This window comes from Donghicola sp. XS_ASV15, from assembly GCF_041224595.1.
GTDB lineage: Bacteria > Pseudomonadota > Alphaproteobacteria > Rhodobacterales > Rhodobacteraceae > Donghicola.
This window is the reverse complement of sequence record NZ_JBGFGN010000132.1, coordinates 1-19,700: the sequence shown is the minus strand read 5'-3', so window position 1 is coordinate 19,700 and position 19,700 is coordinate 1. Positions and strand designations below refer to the sequence as shown.

The following is a 19,700-nucleotide window of genomic DNA, read 5'->3' as shown; positions in this document are numbered from 1 at the left end:
TTCGTGATCCAGTTTGAGCAGAACGTAGGGCGATCACGAGGCCGTGCACACAGGTAGGGCCGCGCACATCCCCTGCCAAAATGCACATAGGGCAGTTTTAGGCGGTTTCTGCGGGGCCATTTTCGGGTTTCAAGATGCGGAGCAGGTTGCCCTCGATCCAGTCGGCTAGAGCGCGCACATGCTCGGCTACTTCTTCGCCCATGGGGGTCAGGGTGTAGTCCACCCGCGGGGGCACTTCGCCGTGATCATGGCGCCGGACAAAACCGTCTTCTTCCAATGTTTGCAGGGTTTGGGCGAGCATACGATCGCTGACGCCGCCGACCATCCGGCGGAGTTCGGCGAACCGTTTGGTGCTCCCCTGCAGGGCGATCAGAACCAGTACGCCCCAGCGGCTGGTGACGTGTTTGAGGACGTCACGAGACGGGCAGGTGCGGGCAAGAACATTGCCGCGTAGGGCACCGCTGTGGATGGCGTCGCTGAGGGGTGTCATGGGACCTCCGGAAAAAATCTATATACTAACATTTATGTACGTACTTACGAAATACAAGCGCTGTATCTAGCTATGGGTCATCGAAACACGATTGAGGAGTTTGAAATGACCATCGCGATCACCGGCGCCACCGGCCAACTGGGCCGCATTGTTATCAATCAATTGAAAGCCAAGGTTCCCGCAGAGCAGATTGTGGCTCTGGTTCGTTCGCCCGAGAAAGCGGCGGATCTGGGTGTCGAGGTGCGGGCCTTTGATTACGATAAGCCTGAAACACTAGAGCCTGCGCTCGCGGGCGTGGATAAACTGATGCTAATCTCGGGCAGCGAAATCGGTAAGCGTGTCGGCCAGCATACAGCGGTCATTGATGCGGCCAAAGCGGCTGGCGTCCCCTATGTTGCCTACACCAGCCTTCTAAACGCGACCGAGAATACGCTCTCGCTGGCCCCTGAACACGTCGCCACCGAAGAGCTGCTGGCGGCGTCGGGCATCCCGCACACCTTGCTGCGCAACGGCTGGTACACTGAGAACTACACCATGAGCCTACCTGCTGCGGTGGAACACAACGCCCTGATTGGCGCGGCTGGCGATGGGCGCATTTCTTCGGCTTCACGCGTGGATTATGCTGCAACTGCAGTGGCCGTGCTGACCAGCGAGGGGCACGAGGGCAAAACCTATGAGCTGTCGGGCGATTCGGCCTACACGCTGACCGAATTGGCCGCCGAGCTGTCCAAACAGACTGGCAAGCAGATTCCTTATGTGAACTTGCCCGAGACTGAGTATGCGGCAGCTCTGACACAGGCGGGTCTGCCCGAAGGGTTCGCTGGCGCGCTGGCCAGCTTTGACGTCGAAGCGTCTAAAGGTGCTCTATATAGTGACGGGAAAACCCTGTCTGGCTTGATCGGACGGCCCACGACACCCCTGTCGGATGTGGTGGCTGCCGCCTTGGCGGAACGATGAAAATGCCTGATGGCACGCGCGTTGCACGAAGACTGCAACGCGCGACCTTTGTCGAAGTTATCCATTGGAAACTTGACCTTAGTCTTTCGCGTGTCATGCTTGGTGCGCGATGGAGGGTCAAATGTCGACGTTTTTGCCAAAAGATGTAGAGGACGGGTTGCGGGATGCTGTGATTGCAAACCAGCGCCGTCAAAGTCGTTTGCGGGTGCAGAACGGCGAAGAGAGCTACAAAGTTCTGAAAATGTGGTCGAACGGGTTTTCGGTCGCAACCGAGGACGCGCCCCATTTGCGCGGGCTGGTCGACCTGTATGACGCGGGCCGTCACTTGTCACAGGCCTTGATCGTGGCGTCCGAAGTGGGCGACGGTGAAATGCGTTACGAGTTCAAGCGCAGCACACTGGCCGCAGACAAAGCTCCGGTTGATTTCGCCGAAGACCCCAATGCGCCTGTGGGATTGCTGCCCCGCCTGTAACGGGGCAGTCCCAACTTACTGCAGGTCGCCAAAGGCGGCCTTCAGACGCTCTGCCGCCTCAGCGACGCGGGCGCGCGGCGTTGCAAAGTTAAACCGCATGAAGGTCTCGCCGCCTTTGCCAAAGGTTTCGCCGTGGTTGGCTGCGATGCGGGCGTCCTGTTCGATGCGCTTTTTGTACTCGGACTGGTCCATGCCCGTGCCAGAAAAATCAACCCACGCCAGATAGGTCGACTCCATCGGCATAGAAGTCACGCCAGGGATCGCGTTGAGTGCCTCGTCCAAAAGGCGGCGGTTGCCATCCAGATACTCGACCAAGGCATCCACCCACTCTGCACCTTCGGGCGAATAGGCGGCAGTGGTCATCTCCAGACCGAACGAGTTGCCCGAAATGCCCAATGCCATCATGCGGGCGCTAAATTTGGCGCGCAGGGTGTCGTCGGGGATGATGACGTTGCCGGTATGGCTGCCCGCGATGTTAAAAGTCTTGGTCGTGGCGGTCATCATCACCAGTCGGTCCATGATGTCAGGCGCAGCGACAGCCATGACGTGGTGTTTGTTGCCAGGCATGACCAGATCGTGGTGAATCTCGTCGGAGACAAGGATCAGGTCATGGCGCTTGGCGAATGCGGCCACGCTCTTCAGTTCCTCCAGCGTCCAGACACGGCCACCAGGGTTATGGGGCGAGCACAGGATGACCATCTTTTCGTTGCCGGTCATCTGGGCGTCATAGGCATCGAAGTCCATCTTGTAGATGCCATCTTCGATCACCAGCGGGCACTCGACCACCTCGCGCCTCGCTGCGCGGATGGTGCGGGCAAAGGCGTGGTAGACGGGTGTGAATAGAACGACCCCGTCGCCGGGGTTGGTGTAGGTGTCCACGCACATGCCGGTTCCGTTGACCAAGCCGTGGGTAGTCATGATTGCCTTGGCATCGACAGTCCAGCCATGGCGGTTGTCCATCCACCACTGGATCGCACCTTTGTAGTCCTGATCGCCGCCGAAATAGCCATAGACCCCATGCTCGGCCATCTTCTCGACGGCGCGCTGGACGCCTGCGGGCGGGCGGAAGTCCATGTCGGCAACCCACATCGAAATCCCGTCCTTGGGCGAGACACCGTACAAAGGCTCCATCTGGTCCCATTTCGCGGAATGAGTGCCCACGCGCTCGATGATTTCGTCAAAATTCATGGGGTGCGTCCTTTTTTAGTCCTGCCGGCAGGCTATCGCGGTGTTTTGCGGACGCAAGGGGCGTTGCGCGATCCGCCCCCATCGCCTAGATGAATTTTTATGATACGCCCCATTCTGATCCACCCCGACCCGCGCCTGAAAAAGGTATGTGCCCCCGTGCCCGACATCTCGGACGACCTGCGCAAGCTGGCCGACGATATGCTGGAAACGATGTATGATGCGCCCGGCATCGGGCTGGCCGCACCGCAGATCGGTGTGATGGATCGCGTGATCGTCATGGATTGCGTCAAAGAGGATGGAGAAGCACCTCAGCCGATGGTGATGTTCAACCCCGAGGTCATTCTGAACTCGGACGACACGAACGTCTACGAAGAGGGCTGCCTGTCGATCCCCGACCAGTTTGCCGAAGTCACACGCCCCAAAGAGGTCAAGGTGCGCTGGCTGGACCGCGATGGGAACTTGCAGGAACAAGATTTCGATGGGCTCTGGGCGACCTGCGTGCAGCACGAGATCGACCACCTGAACGGCAAGCTGTTCATTGATTACCTTGGCCCGATGAAGCGCCAGATGATCACACGCAAGTCCATGAAGTTGAAGAAAGAGCGGGCCCGTTCGTGAGACGCAAGACACTGCCCTATACCGACAAGCGTCTTCGCACAGTCGCCGCGCCGGTCGAAGAGATCACCGACGAAATCCGCGCAATCTGGCAGGACATGATCGACACTATGGAAGCGATGCCCGGCGTTGGGCTGGGTGCTAACCAGATCGGTGTCTTGCAGCGCTTGATCGTGGTGGATGCCAGCGATGAACGTGGTCAGGCCGTGCGGATGGCGAATCCCGAAATCCTGCACGCCTCGGTGAAACTGCGCGAGCACGAAGAGGCCAGCCCGCACCTGCCCGGAGTGTCGGCGCGGATTGAGCGTCCTCGGGCGGTCACCGTTCGCTACATGGATGAAAACGGCGAGACGATGGAAAAGGATTTTGTGGGCCTTTGGGCAACCAGCGTGCAGCACCAGATCGACCACCTGAATGGCAAGCTCTACACCGACTACCTATCCAAGGTGAAACGCGACATGCTGGTGCGGAAATCGAGGAAGTTCCAATGAAGGTTGTTTTCATGGGCACGCCCGATTTCTCGGTTCCGGTGCTGGATGCAGTGGTCGAGGCGGGTCACGAGGTTGTTTGCGTCTACTGCCAGCCGCCCCGCCCTGCGGGTCGCGGCAAGAAGGACCGCCCAACCCCCGTCCATGCACGCGCCGAAGCCTTGGGCCTGCCCGTCCGCCATCCCGTCAGCTTGAAACGCGCGGAAGAGCAGGCGGAATTTGCAGCGCTGAATGCCGATATTGCGGTGGTTGTGGCCTATGGCCTGATCCTGCCCCAAGCTATTCTGGACGCGCCCGCTAAGGGCTGCCTGAACATCCACGCCTCTTTGCTGCCGCGTTGGCGCGGGGCTGCACCGATCCATCGCGCAATCATGTCGGGCGACGCGGCCACTGGCATTTGCATCATGCAGATGGAGGCTGGTCTAGACACTGGTCCCGTTTTGCTGCGCAAAGAAACTCCGATCGGCGAGACCGAGACAACCGATCAGTTGCACGACCGCCTGTCCAGCATGGGCGCGGAATGTATTGTTGAAGCTCTTTCGGCGCTCGAAACTCTAACGCCGGAAGTTCAGCCCGAAGATGGCGTTACGTACGCGTCGAAAATCGACAAAGCCGAAGCCGCCGTCGATTGGGCCAAGCCTGCGATTGAGATCAGCCGCCAGATCCGCGGCCTTGCAACTTTTCCCGGTGCGTGGACCACACACAAGGGCGAGCGGATCAAACTGCTGGCGGCCGAACTGGCCGAGGGGCAGGGCGATGCTGGCACTGTGATCGGACCTGCGCTGACCGTTGCCTGCGCAGAGGGCGCAGTCCGCATCACCAAGGCGCAGCGCGCGGGCAAGGGCGCTCAGGACACTGACACTTTTCTGCGCGGATGGCCCATTGAAACAGGCGAAAAACTAGGGTCGGAGTAAGCGATGTTTCCCGTATTGATCGGCACCGTAGTGATCGCAGCGATTGTGGGCTACGTGTCCGAGCGTTCGGGCTTCACGCGCAATGGTTATCTGCCGTCCATCGTGATCTGCGTGGGCGGCGCGTTTCTATTCTACTTCGTGACCATCATGTTCGGCATCGGATTTCGCAGCCCTGGCCTGAACGCCATCATCGCCTCTATCGGGGCGCTGATCATCGTCCCGACGCATTTCCGCCGCTAGGGTTTACTGGCGCGGGGGGCGGTGCCGGTAATTCGGGAGCTTCCATCCGAACAGTAGGCTCCCCCCGCGAACGACAAAGGTCGCTGCCGCGCCTGCGGACAGGTAGATCAACGGATCGGCAATGATGAGCGACAGCAGGGCCGAAGTGACCGAGCCCGCGAGCGCGGCGGTCACATAGAGCTCTCCGTGACGTAGAACGAGCGGCACGTCATTACATACCACATCGCGCATTAGGCCCCCGAAACAGCCCGTAATCATACCCATTATCGTGACAATCATCGGTCCTTGCTGGACGTCATGCGCGGCAGAGACGCCAGCGACGACCGCCGAAGACAACGCCACAGCATCCAGCCAGCGGATAGCGGAATAACGGCTTTCTAGCTGCGGCGCGATCAGGAAGACCAAGGCCGCCGCGAGCAGAGCGGCCAGAATGTAGATCGGATCCGCGATCCAGAACACAGGGTTCCGGTCTAAGAGTACATCTCGAACCGTGCCGCCGCCAACCGCTGTCAGGCAGGCGACAAAGCCAAATCCGACAGGGTCCAGCTGCTGACGGCTCGCAACAAGTGCGCCGGACAGGGCGAAGACAAACACCGCGGCTAGATCGAGGGCGTAGGTCGCTGTCATTTCTTGAAAGGGGCCATGCCCGCACGGGCCAGTTCATCGGCGCGCTCGTTTTCGGGGTGGCCTGCGTGGCCCTTGACCCATTCCCATTTCACTTCGTGCCTGAGGCGGGCCTCGTCGAGGCGGCGCCACAGGTCTTCGTTCTTGACCGGTTTCTTGGTGCTGGTCTTCCAGCCGTTCTTTTTCCAGCTGAACATCCACTGGGTGATGCCGCCTTTGACATAGGCGCTGTCGGTCACCACGGTGATTGCACTGGGACGCTCTAGCGCCTCCAGCGCGTTGATCGCGGCCAAGAGTTCCATGCGGTTATTGGTCGTCTCGGTCTCGCCGCCTTTGAGCTCGCGTTCCTTTACCACGTCTTCACCGGACTTTGCCTGTAACAGGGCGCCCCAGCCTCCGGGACCGGGGTTTCCGCTGCATGCTCCGTCGGTGTAGGCGTATAGTTCAGGCAAAAGCTGTAATTCCTAGGCAGATGACAACAAGGATGGTCAGCACGATGCGCAACTGAAGCCACCACTTCGGGTTCATCCCCAGATAATTGTAATAAACGTCGAGCGCCAGTAGGGCGACGAAACCGACAATCAGGTTGATCGCGGAATTCATGGTGCCATCCCCAACCATGAAGAAGGCCCAGATGGTCGGCAGGCACGACAGGCCAAGGCCATAGGCGCGCAGGGTGTCATCCTCGACCGTGGCCGAGAAGCCCCAAAGAATACCCGAAATGAAACAGAGCACGATCAGGCCATAGGACAGCTGGATGTACGGCGCAGACATGCGCGAGCCCAAGGTCATCAGGCTCCATTCATTCAGTTCAGGGTACAGGATACAGGCTGCGCCCCACGCAAAGGGGATAACGCCTGCAAAACCTAAGATGAGGGCGGGCAAAGGGATTCTGGTCATAACTAACTCCAATCAGTGCGGCCGTTGGCCGTTGAAATTAGTTCACTCCCTAGCGGTTTCACGCCGCTGGTCTTTGAGCCAGATCATGTAGATTGAAGTGAATTACGCTGGCACGCGCAGGACGCGAGGCACTTTGAATTCGACATTCTCTTTGGCCGTTTCCACCATCTCGACTGTGACGTCGAAACGCTCGCGGAAGGCGTCGATGACTTCGTTCACCAGAACCTCTGGGGCCGAAGCGCCAGCGGTGATGCCAAGGCTGCGGATCTCGCCCAAGGCGCGCCAGTCAATTTCCGTCGCACGCTGCACAAGCTGAGCATAGTTGCAGCCGTTCTTGGCAGCGACTTCGACCAGTCGTTTGGAGTTCGAAGAGTTCGGAGCGCCAACAACCAAAAGGGCATCGCAGTCCGGTGCGATGGCTTTGACCGCTTCTTGGCGGTTGGTGGTGGCGTAACAGATGTCTTCTTTATGGGGGCCGACGATCGCAGGGAAACGGTCGCGCAGGGCCGCCACGATGTCGATGGTGTCATCGACCGACAGGGTGGTCTGGGTGACAAAGGCCAGCTTGGACGGGTCGCGGACATCGACCTTGGCGACGTCATCCACTGTTTCTACCAGCAGCACTTCGCCCTCGGGCAGTTGGCCCATGGTGCCCAAAGTCTCTGGGTGGCCTGCGTGACCGATCATGATCATTTGCAGGCCGTTTTCATAATGGCGCTCGGCCTCGATGTGGACTTTGCTGACCAGCGGGCAGGTGGCATCGACAAACACCATCTCGCGTTTGGCAGCGGCGGCGGGCACGGATTTGGGTACACCGTGTGCCGAGAAGATCACGGGGCGGTCGTCGGGGCATTCGTGCAGTTCTTCGACAAAGACAGCGCCTTTGTCCCGCAGGGAGTCGACGACGAACTTGTTGTGCACGATCTCGTGACGGACATAGACCGGCGCACCCCACTTCTCGATCGCCATTTCGACAATCTTGATGGCGCGGTCCACACCGGCGCAGAATCCGCGGGGGGCTGCGAGATAGATGGTCAGCTGTGGCTTGGTCATACCTACCGTCCTGTCATGCATACTTGCCCCAGACCTAATGCATGGGGGGCGCCTTCGCAATTGGCGGGCCAGAGATCGTGATGAAGGGGGGATGGGCCCCGTCTGGATGCCTGCGGTGTGAGTGGTGCAGTGTCCTCGGGGCCGATACTCGTACAGTGGTTAGCTCTGACGGCGCGGTGGGCACGTCGTCAGAAGTTAGTGGTCTTTGGAGTTGTCGTCCAAACGGTCGGGCATTTCGCGCGGGGGACGACCGATCACTTCTTTCAGATCACTCAGATCAATGAAGTTGTCTGCCTGACGGCGGAGCTCGTCAGCGATCATCGGGGGCTGGCTGCGGATGGTCGATACGACCGAAACACGAACGCCCTGACGCTGCAGGCTTTCGACCAGCGGACGGAAGTCGCCATCGCCAGAGAACAGAACCACGTGGTCGACGTGGGGTGCCAGTTCCATCGCGTTTACGGTCAGCTCAATGTCCATGTTGCCCTTGACCTTACGGCGGCCTTGGCTGTCGGTGTATTCCTTGGCCGGTTTGGTGACCATGGAGAAGCCGTTGTAATGCAGCCAGTCGACCAGTGGACGGATCGGCGAGTATTCGTCGTTCTCGAGCAGAGCGGTGTAGTAGAAGGCACGCAGCAATTTGCCGCGGCGCATGAATTCCTGGCGAAGGAGCTTGTAATCGATGTCGAAGCCCAGCGACTTCGCGGCCGCGTAGAGGTTCGATCCATCAATGAACAGAGCCAATCGCTCGTCCTTGTAGAACATAAAAATTCCTTTCAATTATGAGATGCGTTCTGAAGGTGAGTGGTCTTACATCTGCATCTTAGAATGAATTAAGCTGTTGTCTTGAGAACTCAAGTTGAGAGAGTTCATCAATTCGGGCGTGGGCATATATGAAAAAGTATAATCAAGTCATTTTCTCATTGGGGGGCAACCAGGAACCTGATGTTAAAAAATCTATCGAGTTGCAAGTCAAAGTAGCCAGTATTTTAAGGCAAAGCCATATATTTCCAGTATCAGTATCGAAATTCTACCTTACGCCGGCCTTTCCGGCTGGAATCGGTGCAGACTTCGTTAACAGTGCAATTATCGCAAAGACCACACTCTCGGCGCAGCAAGTTTTGCAGACCTGCCACCAAATAGAGGCGGAATTTGGGCGTGAACGGGTCATTCGTTGGGGCGAACGCGTAATCGATATCGATCTGATTTCGTTCGCAGATCTTGTGCTTCCAGACGTGAAAACTTACGAAAAGTGGAGGAATTTGGCGCCAGAGGCACAGCGCGTTGATGCGCCCGAGCAACTGATTCTGCCGCATCCACGCGTCCAGGATCGTGCATTTGTGTTGGTCCCCCTTTGTGATATTGCTCCGGAATGGGTGCATCCGGTTCTCAAGCAGTCGGCCCGCGCGCTCTGCGCGGCCTTGCCTGCGTCAGAGGTGGACACTGTGCGCGCGATCGACGGAACACGGGTTGTAAATTACCCTGAGCCCGTATAAATAAGCGCTTTCTACATCCTGCTAAGTGGAGATCCCATGGCCCGCGTTACCGTTGAAGACTGCGTCGACAAGGTTCCGAACCGTTTTGATCTGGTGATGCTTGCTGCCCATCGGGCACGCGAGATTTCTGCTGGTGCGTCGCTCACTGTTGAGCGTGATAACGACAAAAACCCCGTCGTTGCCTTGCGCGAGATCGCAGAAGAGACCCAGTCGGCTGATTCGCTGCGTGAGCGCATGATTGAATCGAACCAGACCCAGATTGAAGTTGATGAGCCCGAAGATGATTCGATGGCTCTGCTCATGGGCGCGGAAACTGCTGACAAGCCGCAGGACGACGATATGTCCGAAGAGAAGCTGCTGCGCGCTCTGATGGAAGCTCAGGGTCAGAAGTAACTTGCCGATACAGGGCTAACTGGAATGATTGCAGCGCAAGACCTGGTTGCCCTGGTCCGTAACTACAACCCGAAAACAAATGCCGAGTTGATCGAGGCGGCCTACGTTTATGGCCGCCTTATGCATGACGGGCAGTTCCGCCACTCGGGCGAGCCCTACTTTACGCACCCCGTTGCGGTTGCGGCGATCCTGACCGAGCAGCGTTTGGATGACGCGACGATCATCACCGCGCTCCTGCACGACACGATCGAAGACACCAAATCCACCTATTCAGAGATTGCAGAGCGCTTTGGCCAAGAAGTGGCTGATCTGGTCGACGGGGTCACCAAGCTGACCAATCTTCAGCTGTCCTCGACCGAGACAAAGCAGGCTGAGAATTTTCGCAAGCTCTTCATCGCGATGTCCAAGGACTTGCGCGTGATTCTGGTCAAGCTGGCCGACCGTCTGCATAACATGCGGACGATCAAGGCCATGCGCCCGGAAAAACAGGCGCAGAAAGCCCGCGAGACCATGGAAATCTTTGCGCCGCTGGCAGGCCGTATGGGCATGCAGTGGATGCGCGAAGAGCTAGAGGATCTGTCCTTCCGCGTGCTGAACCCCGAAGGGCGTGCCAGCATCATGCGCCGCTTTGTCATGCTGCACAAAGAGGCGGGCGATGTGGTGCATCGGATTACCGGTGACATGCGCAACCTCTTGGAAAAGCAAGAGATCGAGGCCGAGGTCTTTGGCCGCGCCAAGAAGCCCTATTCGATCTGGCGCAAGATGCAGGCCAAGGATCAGGGTTTTAGCCGGCTGTCCGATATCTATGGTTTCCGCATCATTACCGAGTCCGAAGAGGATTGCTATCGCGCGCTTGGGGCGATCCACCAGCGCTGGCGTGCGGTTCCCGGCCGGTTCAAAGATTACATCAGTCAGCCGAAATCCAACGGTTATCGCTCGATCCACACCACGGTGTCGGGACGCGATGGTCGCCGGGTCGAGGTGCAGATCCGTACCCGTCAGATGCATGATGTGGCGGAAACTGGCGTGGCCGCGCACTGGTCCTACCGAGACGGTGTGCGCAGCGGGAACCCGTTTGCCGTGGATCCCGCGAAATGGCTGGCCAGCCTGACCGAACGCTTCGAAGAGGATGACGATCACGACGCCTTCCTCGAGGCGGTGAAGCTGGAGATGTACACCGACAAGGTGTTCTGTTTCACGCCCAAGGGCGAAGTGATCAAGCTGCCCAAAGGCGCGACGCCGATTGACTTTGCCTACGCGATCCACACGCGGATCGGGAACGCTTGCGTCGGGGCCAAGGTCGACGGTCTGCGCGTGCCCTTATGGACCCGCCTGAAAAACGGCCAAAGCGTTGTGATCATCACGGCCGAAGGGCAGACGCCCCAGGCCACTTGGATCGACATCGTCGCCACCGGCCGCGCGAAATCGGCGATCCGCCGTGCCTTGCGTGCCGAGGATCGTGAACGCTTTATCAAGCTGGGCCGCGAGCTGGCTCGCGTTGCGTTTGAACATGTCGGCAAAAAGGCGACTGACAAGGCGCTGTCTACTGCCGCGACCGCTCTGCGTATTCCCGACGGCGAAGAGTTGTTGGCGCGTCTGGGCAGCGCAGAAATCACGGGAACCGAAGTTGTCGCCGCGATCTACCCCAACCTGAAGCTCAACACCTCTGCCGAGGTTGAGCCGAAACGCGCTGTGATCGGCCTTGAACCCGGACGGAGCTTTACGCTCGCGCCGTGCTGTCAGCCTGTTCCGGGTGAACGGATCGTGGGCATTACGACCCGCGGGCAGGGCGTCATGGTACACGCCATTGATTGCGAGGCTTTGGCCGAGTTCGAGGACCAAACCGGCCGCTGGATGGACATCTACTGGCACGGCGGCGAGCATCCGGCCAAGTATTCGGTCTCGCTCGATCTCACGATCAGCAATGACGCGGGCGTGCTGGGGCGCATCTGTACGCTGATCGGCGAGCAGAAAGCGAATATCTCTGACCTTCACTTCCTTGATCGCAAACCTGATTTTTACCGACTGATGGTTGATGTCGACCTCAAGGATGTGGAACACCTCCACCGTGTCATGACGGCGTTACAAGCGGACAGTGATGTAGCGGAAATCTCCCGCTGCCGCGATGCAAGCCGCCTTCATGCTTCGGGTGATAAGTAAGAGAGGTAGCAGGCGTGGTCTTTAAGCGTCGTGACAAACGCACGCTTTGGCAGATCGCCAAGGACTTCCTGTGGCCCAAAGGCGGCTGGAAACGGGCGTTTCACTACGTGCGCCACCGCGTCTACCGACTGCCCGACACTCCGGAAAAGATTGCGCGCGGGATCATGGCGGGGCTCTTCACGACCTTTACACCCTTGTATGGCCTGCACTTTTTCATTGCGGCGGGACTGGCGTTCATTCTGCGCGGGAATATTCTGGCGTCTATTCTCGGGACGTTTTTTGGGAACCCGCTGACTTACGTGCCCATTGCCGTGATCTCGATGAAGACGGGCTACTTCTTTCTGGGGATCGAGGACGGGCATCGGCTGGACAAATCACTGGTCGAAAAATTCTTTGATGCTGGTGAGAACCTGCTGCAGAACTGCGTCGCCTTCTTTACCGGTGAGTATACGGACTGGAGCCGTCTCGAGGTGTTCTACCACGAGGTTTTCTTTCCCTATCTGGTCGGGGGAATTTTACCTGGATTGGTCCTGTCAATTGTCGGCTATTACGTCACATTACCCCTTATCCGCGCCTACCAGAAACGGCGGCGCGGGACTTTGGCGGCGCGTCTGGCATCGCTAAAGAAACGGAAACACGCGAAGGACAAAGGGCCGTCGCAGCACTGATTTTGAAACTGGGGGCACATATGCAACCGCTCGGCAAACTCCGTCTTGGGGTGAATATCGATCACGTGGCCACTGTCCGTAATGCGCGCGGGGGCACTGTTCCTGACCCGTTGCGCGCAGCAAAAATGGCCGAAGAGGCGGGCGCGGATGGCATCACCGCCCACCTGCGCGAGGACCGTCGCCACATCAGCGACGCCGATATCGACGGGTTGATGGACGTTCTGTCCGTGCCACTGAATTTCGAGATGGCCGCGACCGACGAGATGCAGAAAATTGCCCTGCGTCACAAGCCCCACGCGGTCTGTATTGTGCCGGAAAAGCGAGAAGAACGGACCACCGAAGGCGGTCTGGAAGTCGCCCGAGAAGAGAACCGCTTGGCCCATTTTATCGCGCCCCTGCGCGAAGCGGGATGTCGCGTGTCGATCTTTATCGCTGCCGACAAACGTCAGATCGAAGCCGCCCACCGTATCGGCGCGCAGGTCATCGAGATCCACACCGGTGCCTATTGCGACGCCCATGCCGAAGGCCGGTTCGAGGACTGCGATCGCGAGTTGGCTTCCATCACCGAGATGGCGGCCTTTGCCCACGATCTGGGGCTAGAGGTCCACGCAGGTCACGGCCTGACATATGACACTGTACAGCCCATCGCAGCCCTGCCGCAGATGATGGAGCTGAACATCGGCCACTTCCTAATCGGCGAGGCGATTTTCCGCGGCATCGTGCCATCGATCCAAGAAATGCGCCGTCTGATGGACGAGGCGCGGGCATGACCCCTACCCAACTTGCCCTGTTCGTATTGGGTTGGATGCTGATGGTCGGCTCGCCGGGGCCGGCGTCTTTGGGGGTGATGGGAACCGCCATGCGCTCTGGCAGGCCGCATGCGATGCTCTTCGCCTTCGGCATTTTGACGGGCAGCTTGTTCTGGTCGACGGTGGCTATTCTGGGCATGGGAGCTGTCATGCAGACGCACGTCTGGATGTTCACAGTGATGCGGTACCTTGGTGCGGCGTACCTGCTGTTTCTCGCTTTTAAATCCTTGCGCTCTGCGATGAAGAAGGATGTGGAGATCAACGCGGACATCGCGGACGGGTCCTTTGGCAAAGTCTATCTCAAGGGGTTGCTGATCCACCTGACCAATCCCAAGGCCGTGTTGGCTTGGGGATCGGTTTTCGCGCTGACACTGCCGCCTGCGGCACCGATGTCGGACCTCTTCCGCCTGCAAGCGATTCTGATGGGTGCATCCACGTCCGTGATGGTCGCCTACGCGCTGCTCTTTTCCAGCAATGCTGCAATTCGCGTCTACGAACGGGCGCGCCGCTGGTTCGAACTGACCTTTGCGGCGCTCTTTGGCGCGGCGAGCCTGAAAATCCTGACGGTCAGCCTATGATCCTCGGGATCGGCAGCGACCTTGCGAATATCGAGCGGATCGCCGGTACGCTGGAGCGGTTTGGCGACCGCTTTCGCAACCGCGTCTTCACCGAGGAAGAGCAGGCCAAAGCCAACCGTCGCAAAGACGAGGCAGGCACATATGCCAAGCGTTGGGCCGCCAAAGAGGCGTGTTCCAAGGCGCTGGGGACAGGCCTCGCCATGGGCATCAGTTGGAAGGATATGGCGGTCAGCAATCTGCGCAGCGGCCAGCCCGTGATGCACCTGACCGGATGGGCGGCGGACAGGTTGGCGCAGATGACGCCCGCAGGCTATGAGGCTATCGTTCACGTGACTTTGACCGATGATCATCCTTGGGCGCAGGCCTTTGTGGTGATCGAGGCGCGCCCGATTGCCCCCGCATCGCTTGACACCTGACGCCTTGGCCCCCATGAAACAGGCATCAACCCGCCGCCGAGAGTGATATATTTATGGCCGCCAAGTCCGAAGCCGGAAACGCTATTATCGAGACCATCAAGACGGTCGTTTACGCTATTGTGATCGCTGGTGTGTTCCGCACCTTGTTCTTCCAGCCGTTCTGGATCCCGTCGGGGTCGATGAAGGACACGCTGCTGATTGGCGATTTCCTCTTCGTGAACAAGATGGCCTACGGCTACTCCTACGCGTCCTGCCCGACCGTGCGCATTCCCCGTCTGGGCATCAACATCGACGCCGAGGATTTCTGCGGTTTCCTCAAGGGCGACAACGAGCGCATTTTGGGCGGTGAGCCCGAGCGCGGCGACGTCGTGGTGTTCCGTCACCCTGTGAGCGGCGCGGACTTTATCAAGCGCCTGATCGGTCTGCCCGGTGACGAAATCCAGATGGTCGACAGCGTTCTGCACATCAACGGCAAAGCGGTCGAACTCGAAGATGCAGGCCAGTTCGAAGAAATCTTCAAGGCCCAAGGTCCCGAGCGTCTGTATCCCCGCTGTGAAAATGGTCCCGTGGGCGAGGGCGCACTCTGCACGAAGGCGCGCATGACCGAAACGCTGCCCAACGGCGTGTCGCATGATATTCTGAACATCACCCGTCAGGCGTCGGACCAGACCCCGATCTACACCGTCCCCGAAGGCCACTACTTCTTTATGGGCGACAACCGCGACAACTCGACCGACAGCCGGGTGCCTCAGTCGATCGGCGGCGTGGGGTATGTGCCCTATGAAAACATCGTTGGCCGCGCGGATCGTATCATGTTCTCGTCTGCTGGCCGGTCCATGCTGTTTTTCTGGACTTGGCGCGGCGACCGTTTCTTCAAGGGGATCGAGTGAAACTCTCTGCCGACATGAAAGCATTCGAAGAGCGTTTGGGGCACCGGTTTGGGCGCCCCGAATTGCTTTTGCGTGCCCTTACACATCCTTCGATGTCCTCGCCCACGCGCGAGGATAACCAGCGTCTTGAATTCCTCGGGGATCGGGTGCTGGGTCTGGTCATGGCCGAGGCGCTGCTCAAGGCGGACCGCAATGCCGCCGAGGGCTTGTTGGCCCCGCGTTTTAACGCACTGGTCCGCAAAGAGGCCTGCGCCGACATCGCCCGCGAGATCGCGCTGGGGGATGTGCTGAAGCTGGGCCGGTCCGAAATGATGTCCGGTGGCCGCCGCAAGCAGGCGCTGCTTGGTGACGCGATGGAGGCTGTGATCGCCGCCGTTTACCGTGATGCCGGTTTTGAAGTCGCCCGCGATGTGGTCCTGAAACTCTGGGGCAAGCGCGTCGAAACGGTCGAGGCTGATGCCCGCGACCCCAAGACAGCACTGCAGGAATGGGCGCAAGCCCGTGGCCAGCAGCCGCCCCGATATCAGGAAGTGAGCCGCGATGGCCCGCCGCACCAGCCGACTTTTACCATGTCTGTGACTCTGGAAAGCGGCGAGACGGCCAAGGCAACCGCTGGCGCCAAGCGCACTGCGGAACAGACTGCGGCCAAGACTCTGCTGGATCAGCTCGAAAGCGGCTCCGCGTGACACCCAACGCCAAGGGTAGTCTCTACATGGCTGCTGCGATGGGGGCCTTCTCTGTCGAAGATGCGTTTTTCAAGCGCGCCACGCAGGACATCCCAACCAGCCAAGCGTTGATGATGTTCGGGGCGATGGGGCTTGCCGTATTTGTCCTGCTCTCGCTGCGCCGCAAAGAGCCGATCTGGCATCCCCAGCTTTTCTCGACCGCGCTGATCTTGCGCTCGGTGTCAGAACTAGTCGGGCGTCTTTCTTTTGCATTGGCGCTCGCTTTGACCCCCCTGACCAGCGCAAGTGCGATCCTGCAGGCTGCGCCGCTGGTCGTGGTGATCGGCGCGGTTGTGTTTTTTGGCGAACGTGTGGGCTGGCGGCGGTGGCTCGCGATTGGCCTTGGGCTGGTGGGTGTCCTGATGATCATTCGCCCCACACCTGCGCTGTTCGAGCCCAATTCGATCTTTGCCGTCCTCGCAACCTTGGGCTTTGCCTGCCGCGATCTGGCCACCCGCGCCAGCCCCGCCACCATGTCGACCGAGCAACTGGGCAGCCTTGGCTTTGCGATCCTTGTGATCGCGGGCGTGCTTCTTTCCTTTATCTTGGGCGAGAGCCTGACCACCCCGACGCGGCTGTCAGTCGGCGCGACCACGGGCGCGACCGTCGCTGGGGTTCTGGCCTACAGCGCCCTAACGCTGGCGATGCGCACGGGCGAAATCAGTATCGTGACCCCGTTCCGCTACACCCGCCAACTCTTTGCCATCATCCTCGGGTTTGCTGTGTTTGGCGAGTGGCCCGATTTGCTGACGTGGGCGGGGATTGGTGTTATTATCCTCAGCGGGCTTTACACCGCCCGCGCAGGGCGGCAAGACCGCTGAATTCCAGACAGACCAGAATCGAAAAGAGATCCATGACAACACGTGCAGGCTTTGTCGCCTTGATCGGCGAACCCAACGCAGGAAAATCCACTCTGCTGAACCGCATGGTGGGCGCGAAGGTGTCGATCGTGACCCACAAGGTGCAGACCACCCGTGCCCGTATCCGCGGCGTCGCGCTGGAGGGGGATAGCCAGATCGTGTTCGTCGACACCCCCGGTCTGTTCAAACCCCGCCGCCGTCTGGACCGCGCGATGGTCGCGGCAGCTTGGGGCGGTGCGGCAGATGCCGATCTGGTCGTTATGCTGATCGAAGCGCACCGCGGCATCACCGAGGGTGTTGAGCGCATCCTCGAAGGCCTCGGCGATGTGTCCAAAGGGCGCCGCGTCGTGCTGGCGATTAACAAGATCGACCGAGTCCAGAGCGATGTGCTGCTGGCGATCACCAAAGAGATGAACGAGCGCTTCCCCTTCGACGAGACCTTCATGATCTCGGCCGAAAAGGGCTACGGCGTCACCGATCTGCGCAAATGGCTGGCGGGCGAGCTGCCCGAGGGCCCATGGCTCTACCCCGAGGATCAGATCGCGGACCTGCCCATGCGCATGATCGCGGCTGAAATGACCCGCGAAAAGCTGACCCTGCGCTTGCATCAGGAACTGCCCTACCAGTTGACGGTCGAAACCGAGCACTGGGAAGAGCGCAAGGACGGTAGCGCCCGCGTCGATCAGATCATCTATGTCAGCCGTGACGGTCACAAAGGCATCATCCTTGGCAACAAAGGCGAGACGATCAAAGCGATCTCTAAGCTTGCCCGCGAAGAACTGACCGAATTCTTGGGTCGCAAGGTGCACTTGTTCCTGCAGGTCAAAGTCCGAGAGAAATGGCTGGACGAGGCCGAGCGCTACAGCGAAATGGGCCTTGATTTCAAAGACGGCAAGTAATGGCGCGTCTCACCTCTGACTTCTGGGTGCATGCCTATCTGGCGCGCCTGCGGCTGGCTGACATCCCCGCTTACGTGATCGCCCACGGCGATGACACGGCGGGGGCGGTGCTGGTCAAACTGGCGACACTGGACGGGCAGGCGCAAGCCTTTCACCGGACCTATGATCTGATGTCAGGCGAGCGGGTCTGGGCCACGCTGGCCTCCGGCCCCGAGTTCGAGGTGGACGAAGCCATCCGCCGCCAGCAATCCTTTGACCCCGACATCTGGGTGATCGAGGTCGAGGATCGCCAAGGCCGTCACTTGCTGGCCGAAGAGGGTCTCTGAACCCGCGCGATTCCCAAGAGAACGAAGCCAAAAATCAAAAAGCCTGCTGCAACGATGCTCATTTCGCGCAGCAGACCAATGGGCCCGAGTTCTGGCAGGTTGAGGAAGTAGTAGGGATACTTGCCGTCCAGCGTTCCGCGCCAAATTCCGTAGGCGGCATAGATCAGCGGCCAGATCACCCACCATAGCGGGTTTGGCCACCCCAAGCCTTGTTTTGGCGCATATATCAACCACCACAAGAAAACGAGCGCGGGTACGATGGTGTGAAGTCCGTGGTTCGATACCTCTCCCAGTTGGCTTCCGGGCACATGGGTGGATGACAACAGGGCGTGGTACACGATGCCCACAAGCAGAATTTGCAGGGTGATCGCACCGGCCCAGTGGGCCGTGAACCGGGGCCGCATGAGAAAGACAGCCGCAACCACCAGATTCGTCAGAATCGTGTAATAGCGCAGCATGTTCCACCACACCGACAGCAGCGTTGCCTCGGGGCCATCCGCGATCAAATCCACGTAACTCTGCAGAACAAGGCTGATCGCCGCCACTGCGCCAATAACCAACATAAAACGGTGTTCCAACGTCACAGTCCCCCTTGCCTGCATTCTGAGGCCCCTCAACCTCTATAGGCAAGCGGAGCCTTGCGTCACCCCCTTGCAACCGCGGAGCCGCAGCCCATAGTTGCGAGATGGAATGGAGAGACCAAGGCATCCTGCTGTCGACCCGCAAGCACGGGGAAACATCAGCCATCATCGAAGTGTTCACCCAAGATCACGGCCGCCACGCAGGTGTCGTGCGCGGTGGTGTTTCGCGCAAGATCGCCCCAATTCTTCAGCCCGGCAACCAAGTCGACGTGACCTGGCGCGCGCGGGTCGAAGATCAGCTTGGCACATTCTCAGTCGAGCCCATTCGTTCGCGGAGCGCGGCGCTGGCTGATCGCGTTGCGCTCGCAGGGCTCAACGCGACAACGGCACTGCTGCGTTTCGCGCTCCCTGAACGCGAAGCGCACCACCCGCTCTATGACCGCTCCGTCACCCTTATGGACTTGCTCGCGCACCCTGCCGCCTTTCCGCTCGCCTACTTGCGCTGGGAACTCGAGTTGCTCGAGGAACTTGGCTTTGGGCTTGACCTCACTCGCTGCGCTGTGACCGGTGACATGGATGATCTCGTCTATGTCTCTCCCCGTTCCGGCCGCGCCGTCAGCACAAAGGGCGCAGGCGAATGGGCCCCCAAACTCCTGCCGCTTCCCCAATGCCTCCTTGGTCAAGGTCCCGTCACCGACACCGAAATCCTCGAAGGTTTCCACCTAACCGGTTACTTCCTTGAACATCACCTCGCAAAATCCTTCGGCGACAAACCTCTCCCCGAATCCCGCGCCCGCTTTCTCGACCTGCTGAAACGCCAAACGCCGGCCCAATAAAGGACCGGCGCTTCTTCATCTTGGGCAAAATACCCCGGGGTGTGGGGGAGAGACCCCCAAACCCTCCCCCCACCAACAACGCACAATGACCCGCGCCCTAACTTCCCCCACCCCCCCCCAAA

At 59.4% G+C, this 19,700-nt stretch carries 27 protein-coding genes; 19 read left to right on the top strand and 8 right to left on the bottom strand.

The window, feature by feature from the left end; all coding sequences use genetic code 11:
* Positions 1 to 97: 97 nt before the first annotated feature.
* Positions 98 to 490: a winged helix-turn-helix transcriptional regulator gene (locus AB9K37_RS10300; protein WP_369838084.1), complete on the bottom strand. Its 393-nt coding sequence runs from the start codon at positions 488 to 490 to the stop codon at positions 98 to 100.
* Between the two features lie 105 nt (positions 491 to 595).
* On the opposite strand from AB9K37_RS10300, the gene AB9K37_RS10295 reads away from it, so the two are divergent.
* Positions 596 to 1,447, top strand: a complete 852-nt coding sequence (locus AB9K37_RS10295; protein ID WP_369838081.1) for an SDR family oxidoreductase — start codon at positions 596 to 598, stop codon at positions 1,445 to 1,447.
* A gap of 121 nt (positions 1,448 to 1,568) precedes the next feature.
* Positions 1,569 to 1,919 carry a hypothetical protein gene (locus AB9K37_RS10290; protein ID WP_369838078.1) on the top strand — a complete coding sequence of 117 codons (351 nt, stop codon included), beginning with the start codon at positions 1,569 to 1,571 and terminating at the stop codon, positions 1,917 to 1,919.
* Positions 1,920 to 1,934: 15 nt separating this feature from the next.
* On the opposite strand, the gene AB9K37_RS10285 is transcribed toward AB9K37_RS10290, so the two are convergent.
* Positions 1,935 to 3,107 carry a MalY/PatB family protein gene (locus AB9K37_RS10285; protein WP_369838076.1) on the bottom strand — a complete coding sequence of 391 codons (1,173 nt, stop codon included), beginning with the start codon at positions 3,105 to 3,107 and terminating at the stop codon, positions 1,935 to 1,937.
* 99 nt (positions 3,108 to 3,206) lie between these two features.
* On the opposite strand from AB9K37_RS10285, the gene def (AB9K37_RS10280) reads away from it, so the two are divergent.
* From def (AB9K37_RS10280) to AB9K37_RS10265, 4 genes are read left to right on the top strand one after another with little or no spacing between them, the layout of a single operon-like run.
* Entirely contained in the window at positions 3,207 to 3,725 is a 519-nt protein-coding gene (def, locus tag AB9K37_RS10280) for a peptide deformylase (RefSeq protein ID WP_369838073.1), read from the top strand.
* Positions 3,722 to 4,213 (top strand): peptide deformylase, encoded by a 492-nt coding sequence (def, locus tag AB9K37_RS10275; protein ID WP_369838070.1) that lies wholly within the window; start codon positions 3,722 to 3,724, stop codon positions 4,211 to 4,213. Before def (AB9K37_RS10280) ends, def (AB9K37_RS10275) begins: the two co-directional genes overlap by 4 nt.
* On the top strand, positions 4,210 to 5,124 hold the full coding sequence (fmt, locus tag AB9K37_RS10270) for a methionyl-tRNA formyltransferase (protein WP_369838068.1): 915 nt from the start codon (positions 4,210 to 4,212) through the stop codon (positions 5,122 to 5,124). Before def (AB9K37_RS10275) ends, fmt begins: the two co-directional genes overlap by 4 nt.
* Positions 5,125 to 5,127: 3 nt before the next feature.
* Entirely contained in the window at positions 5,128 to 5,364 is a 237-nt protein-coding gene (locus AB9K37_RS10265; protein ID WP_369838065.1) for a hypothetical protein, read from the top strand.
* A gap of 3 nt (positions 5,365 to 5,367) precedes the next feature.
* Here AB9K37_RS10265 and AB9K37_RS10260 read toward each other — a convergent pair whose 3' ends face one another.
* The 5 genes from AB9K37_RS10260 to AB9K37_RS10240 all read right to left on the bottom strand — a co-directional run bounded on the left by AB9K37_RS10260 (position 5,368) and on the right by AB9K37_RS10240 (position 8,706).
* Positions 5,368 to 5,991, bottom strand: a complete 624-nt coding sequence (locus AB9K37_RS10260) for a trimeric intracellular cation channel family protein (RefSeq protein ID WP_369838063.1) — start codon at positions 5,989 to 5,991, stop codon at positions 5,368 to 5,370.
* Complete coding sequence (gene rnhA / locus AB9K37_RS10255) at positions 5,988 to 6,440, bottom strand: ribonuclease HI (RefSeq protein WP_369838060.1); 453 nt, start codon at positions 6,438 to 6,440, stop codon at positions 5,988 to 5,990. The genes AB9K37_RS10260 and rnhA overlap by 4 nt, the downstream gene beginning before the upstream one ends.
* Positions 6,433 to 6,888, bottom strand: coding sequence for a DUF3429 domain-containing protein (locus AB9K37_RS10250; protein ID WP_369838057.1), 456 nt, complete (start codon positions 6,886 to 6,888; stop codon positions 6,433 to 6,435). Before AB9K37_RS10250 ends, rnhA begins: the two co-directional genes overlap by 8 nt.
* A 102-nt stretch (positions 6,889 to 6,990) precedes the next feature.
* Positions 6,991 to 7,941, bottom strand: coding sequence for a 4-hydroxy-3-methylbut-2-enyl diphosphate reductase (gene ispH / locus AB9K37_RS10245; protein ID WP_369838055.1), 951 nt, complete (start codon positions 7,939 to 7,941; stop codon positions 6,991 to 6,993).
* Positions 7,942 to 8,136: 195 nt separating this feature from the next.
* The gene (locus AB9K37_RS10240) at positions 8,137 to 8,706 is read right to left on the bottom strand and encodes an NYN domain-containing protein (protein WP_369838052.1); all 570 of its coding nucleotides are present in this window, start codon (positions 8,704 to 8,706) and stop codon (positions 8,137 to 8,139) included.
* Positions 8,707 to 8,834: 128 nt separating this feature from the next.
* On the opposite strand from AB9K37_RS10240, the gene folK reads away from it, so the two are divergent.
* Genes folK through AB9K37_RS10180 form a run of 12 tightly spaced genes read left to right on the top strand, consistent with a single transcriptional unit; the run spans position 8,835 to position 18,161 of the window.
* On the top strand, positions 8,835 to 9,437 hold the full coding sequence (gene folK, locus AB9K37_RS10235; protein ID WP_369838049.1) for a 2-amino-4-hydroxy-6-hydroxymethyldihydropteridine diphosphokinase: 603 nt from the start codon (positions 8,835 to 8,837) through the stop codon (positions 9,435 to 9,437).
* A gap of 36 nt (positions 9,438 to 9,473) precedes the next feature.
* Positions 9,474 to 9,830 carry a DNA-directed RNA polymerase subunit omega gene (rpoZ, locus tag AB9K37_RS10230; RefSeq protein ID WP_072709720.1) on the top strand — a complete coding sequence of 119 codons (357 nt, stop codon included), beginning with the start codon at positions 9,474 to 9,476 and terminating at the stop codon, positions 9,828 to 9,830.
* Between the two features lie 24 nt (positions 9,831 to 9,854).
* Entirely contained in the window at positions 9,855 to 11,990 is a 2,136-nt protein-coding gene (locus AB9K37_RS10225; RefSeq protein ID WP_369838045.1) for a bifunctional (p)ppGpp synthetase/guanosine-3',5'-bis(diphosphate) 3'-pyrophosphohydrolase, read from the top strand.
* A gap of 14 nt (positions 11,991 to 12,004) precedes the next feature.
* On the top strand, positions 12,005 to 12,658 hold the full coding sequence (locus AB9K37_RS10220) for a DUF2062 domain-containing protein (RefSeq protein WP_369838042.1): 654 nt from the start codon (positions 12,005 to 12,007) through the stop codon (positions 12,656 to 12,658).
* 20 nt (positions 12,659 to 12,678) lie between these two features.
* Complete coding sequence (locus AB9K37_RS10215) at positions 12,679 to 13,428, top strand: pyridoxine 5'-phosphate synthase (protein WP_369838039.1); 750 nt, start codon at positions 12,679 to 12,681, stop codon at positions 13,426 to 13,428.
* Positions 13,425 to 14,045: a LysE family translocator gene (locus AB9K37_RS10210; RefSeq protein WP_369838036.1), complete on the top strand. Its 621-nt coding sequence runs from the start codon at positions 13,425 to 13,427 to the stop codon at positions 14,043 to 14,045. The genes AB9K37_RS10215 and AB9K37_RS10210 overlap by 4 nt, the downstream gene beginning before the upstream one ends.
* Positions 14,042 to 14,461, top strand: a complete 420-nt coding sequence (gene acpS, locus AB9K37_RS10205) for a holo-ACP synthase (protein ID WP_369838033.1) — start codon at positions 14,042 to 14,044, stop codon at positions 14,459 to 14,461. Before AB9K37_RS10210 ends, acpS begins: the two co-directional genes overlap by 4 nt.
* Before the next feature lie 53 nt (positions 14,462 to 14,514).
* Complete coding sequence (gene lepB / locus AB9K37_RS10200) at positions 14,515 to 15,351, top strand: signal peptidase I (protein ID WP_369838030.1); 837 nt, start codon at positions 14,515 to 14,517, stop codon at positions 15,349 to 15,351.
* Entirely contained in the window at positions 15,348 to 16,037 is a 690-nt protein-coding gene (gene rnc / locus AB9K37_RS10195; RefSeq protein WP_369838027.1) for a ribonuclease III, read from the top strand. The genes lepB and rnc overlap by 4 nt, the downstream gene beginning before the upstream one ends.
* A complete protein-coding gene (locus AB9K37_RS10190) occupies positions 16,034 to 16,897 on the top strand; it encodes a DMT family transporter (protein WP_369838024.1) in 864 nt (287 codons plus the stop codon). The genes rnc and AB9K37_RS10190 overlap by 4 nt, the downstream gene beginning before the upstream one ends.
* A 32-nt stretch (positions 16,898 to 16,929) precedes the next feature.
* Complete coding sequence (era, locus tag AB9K37_RS10185) at positions 16,930 to 17,835, top strand: GTPase Era (protein ID WP_072709738.1); 906 nt, start codon at positions 16,930 to 16,932, stop codon at positions 17,833 to 17,835.
* Complete coding sequence (locus AB9K37_RS10180; RefSeq protein WP_369838020.1) at positions 17,835 to 18,161, top strand: DUF1491 family protein; 327 nt, start codon at positions 17,835 to 17,837, stop codon at positions 18,159 to 18,161. The genes era and AB9K37_RS10180 overlap by 1 nt, the downstream gene beginning before the upstream one ends.
* Here the strand turns inward: AB9K37_RS10180 and AB9K37_RS10175 are convergent.
* The gene (locus AB9K37_RS10175) at positions 18,134 to 18,739 is read right to left on the bottom strand and encodes a Pr6Pr family membrane protein (protein ID WP_369838017.1); all 606 of its coding nucleotides are present in this window, start codon (positions 18,737 to 18,739) and stop codon (positions 18,134 to 18,136) included. The genes AB9K37_RS10180 and AB9K37_RS10175 overlap by 28 nt on opposite strands.
* A gap of 107 nt (positions 18,740 to 18,846) precedes the next feature.
* Between AB9K37_RS10175 and recO the strand changes: the two genes are divergently transcribed.
* Positions 18,847 to 19,578 (top strand): DNA repair protein RecO, encoded by a 732-nt coding sequence (recO, locus tag AB9K37_RS10170; RefSeq protein WP_369838014.1) that lies wholly within the window; start codon positions 18,847 to 18,849, stop codon positions 19,576 to 19,578.
* Positions 19,579 to 19,700 lie beyond the last annotated feature (122 nt).

Coding starts and splice junctions, on each gene's coding strand:
- acpS (WP_369838033.1), top strand. CDS start 14,042: ATGATCCTCGGGATCGGCAGCGACCTTGCGAATATCGAGCGGATCGCC.
- AB9K37_RS10180 (WP_369838020.1), top strand. CDS start 17,835: ATGGCGCGTCTCACCTCTGACTTCTGGGTGCATGCCTATCTGGCGCGC.
- AB9K37_RS10225 (WP_369838045.1), top strand. CDS start 9,855: ATGATTGCAGCGCAAGACCTGGTTGCCCTGGTCCGTAACTACAACCCG.
- rpoZ (WP_072709720.1), top strand. CDS start 9,474: ATGGCCCGCGTTACCGTTGAAGACTGCGTCGACAAGGTTCCGAACCGT.
- ispH (WP_369838055.1), bottom strand. CDS start 7,941: ATGACCAAGCCACAGCTGACCATCTATCTCGCAGCCCCCCGCGGATTC.
- def (WP_369838073.1), top strand. CDS start 3,207: ATGATACGCCCCATTCTGATCCACCCCGACCCGCGCCTGAAAAAGGTA.
- AB9K37_RS10265 (WP_369838065.1), top strand. CDS start 5,128: ATGTTTCCCGTATTGATCGGCACCGTAGTGATCGCAGCGATTGTGGGC.
- lepB (WP_369838030.1), top strand. CDS start 14,515: ATGGCCGCCAAGTCCGAAGCCGGAAACGCTATTATCGAGACCATCAAG.
- folK (WP_369838049.1), top strand. CDS start 8,835: ATGAAAAAGTATAATCAAGTCATTTTCTCATTGGGGGGCAACCAGGAA.
- AB9K37_RS10300 (WP_369838084.1), bottom strand. CDS start 490: ATGACACCCCTCAGCGACGCCATCCACAGCGGTGCCCTACGCGGCAAT.
- era (WP_072709738.1), top strand. CDS start 16,930: ATGACAACACGTGCAGGCTTTGTCGCCTTGATCGGCGAACCCAACGCA.
- AB9K37_RS10295 (WP_369838081.1), top strand. CDS start 596: ATGACCATCGCGATCACCGGCGCCACCGGCCAACTGGGCCGCATTGTT.
- AB9K37_RS10290 (WP_369838078.1), top strand. CDS start 1,569: ATGTCGACGTTTTTGCCAAAAGATGTAGAGGACGGGTTGCGGGATGCT.
- fmt (WP_369838068.1), top strand. CDS start 4,210: ATGAAGGTTGTTTTCATGGGCACGCCCGATTTCTCGGTTCCGGTGCTG.
- recO (WP_369838014.1), top strand. CDS start 18,847: ATGGAATGGAGAGACCAAGGCATCCTGCTGTCGACCCGCAAGCACGGG.
- AB9K37_RS10215 (WP_369838039.1), top strand. CDS start 12,679: ATGCAACCGCTCGGCAAACTCCGTCTTGGGGTGAATATCGATCACGTG.
- AB9K37_RS10285 (WP_369838076.1), bottom strand. CDS start 3,107: ATGAATTTTGACGAAATCATCGAGCGCGTGGGCACTCATTCCGCGAAA.
- AB9K37_RS10240 (WP_369838052.1), bottom strand. CDS start 8,706: ATGTTCTACAAGGACGAGCGATTGGCTCTGTTCATTGATGGATCGAAC.
- AB9K37_RS10250 (WP_369838057.1), bottom strand. CDS start 6,888: ATGACCAGAATCCCTTTGCCCGCCCTCATCTTAGGTTTTGCAGGCGTT.
- AB9K37_RS10260 (WP_369838063.1), bottom strand. CDS start 5,991: ATGACAGCGACCTACGCCCTCGATCTAGCCGCGGTGTTTGTCTTCGCC.
- AB9K37_RS10210 (WP_369838036.1), top strand. CDS start 13,425: ATGACCCCTACCCAACTTGCCCTGTTCGTATTGGGTTGGATGCTGATG.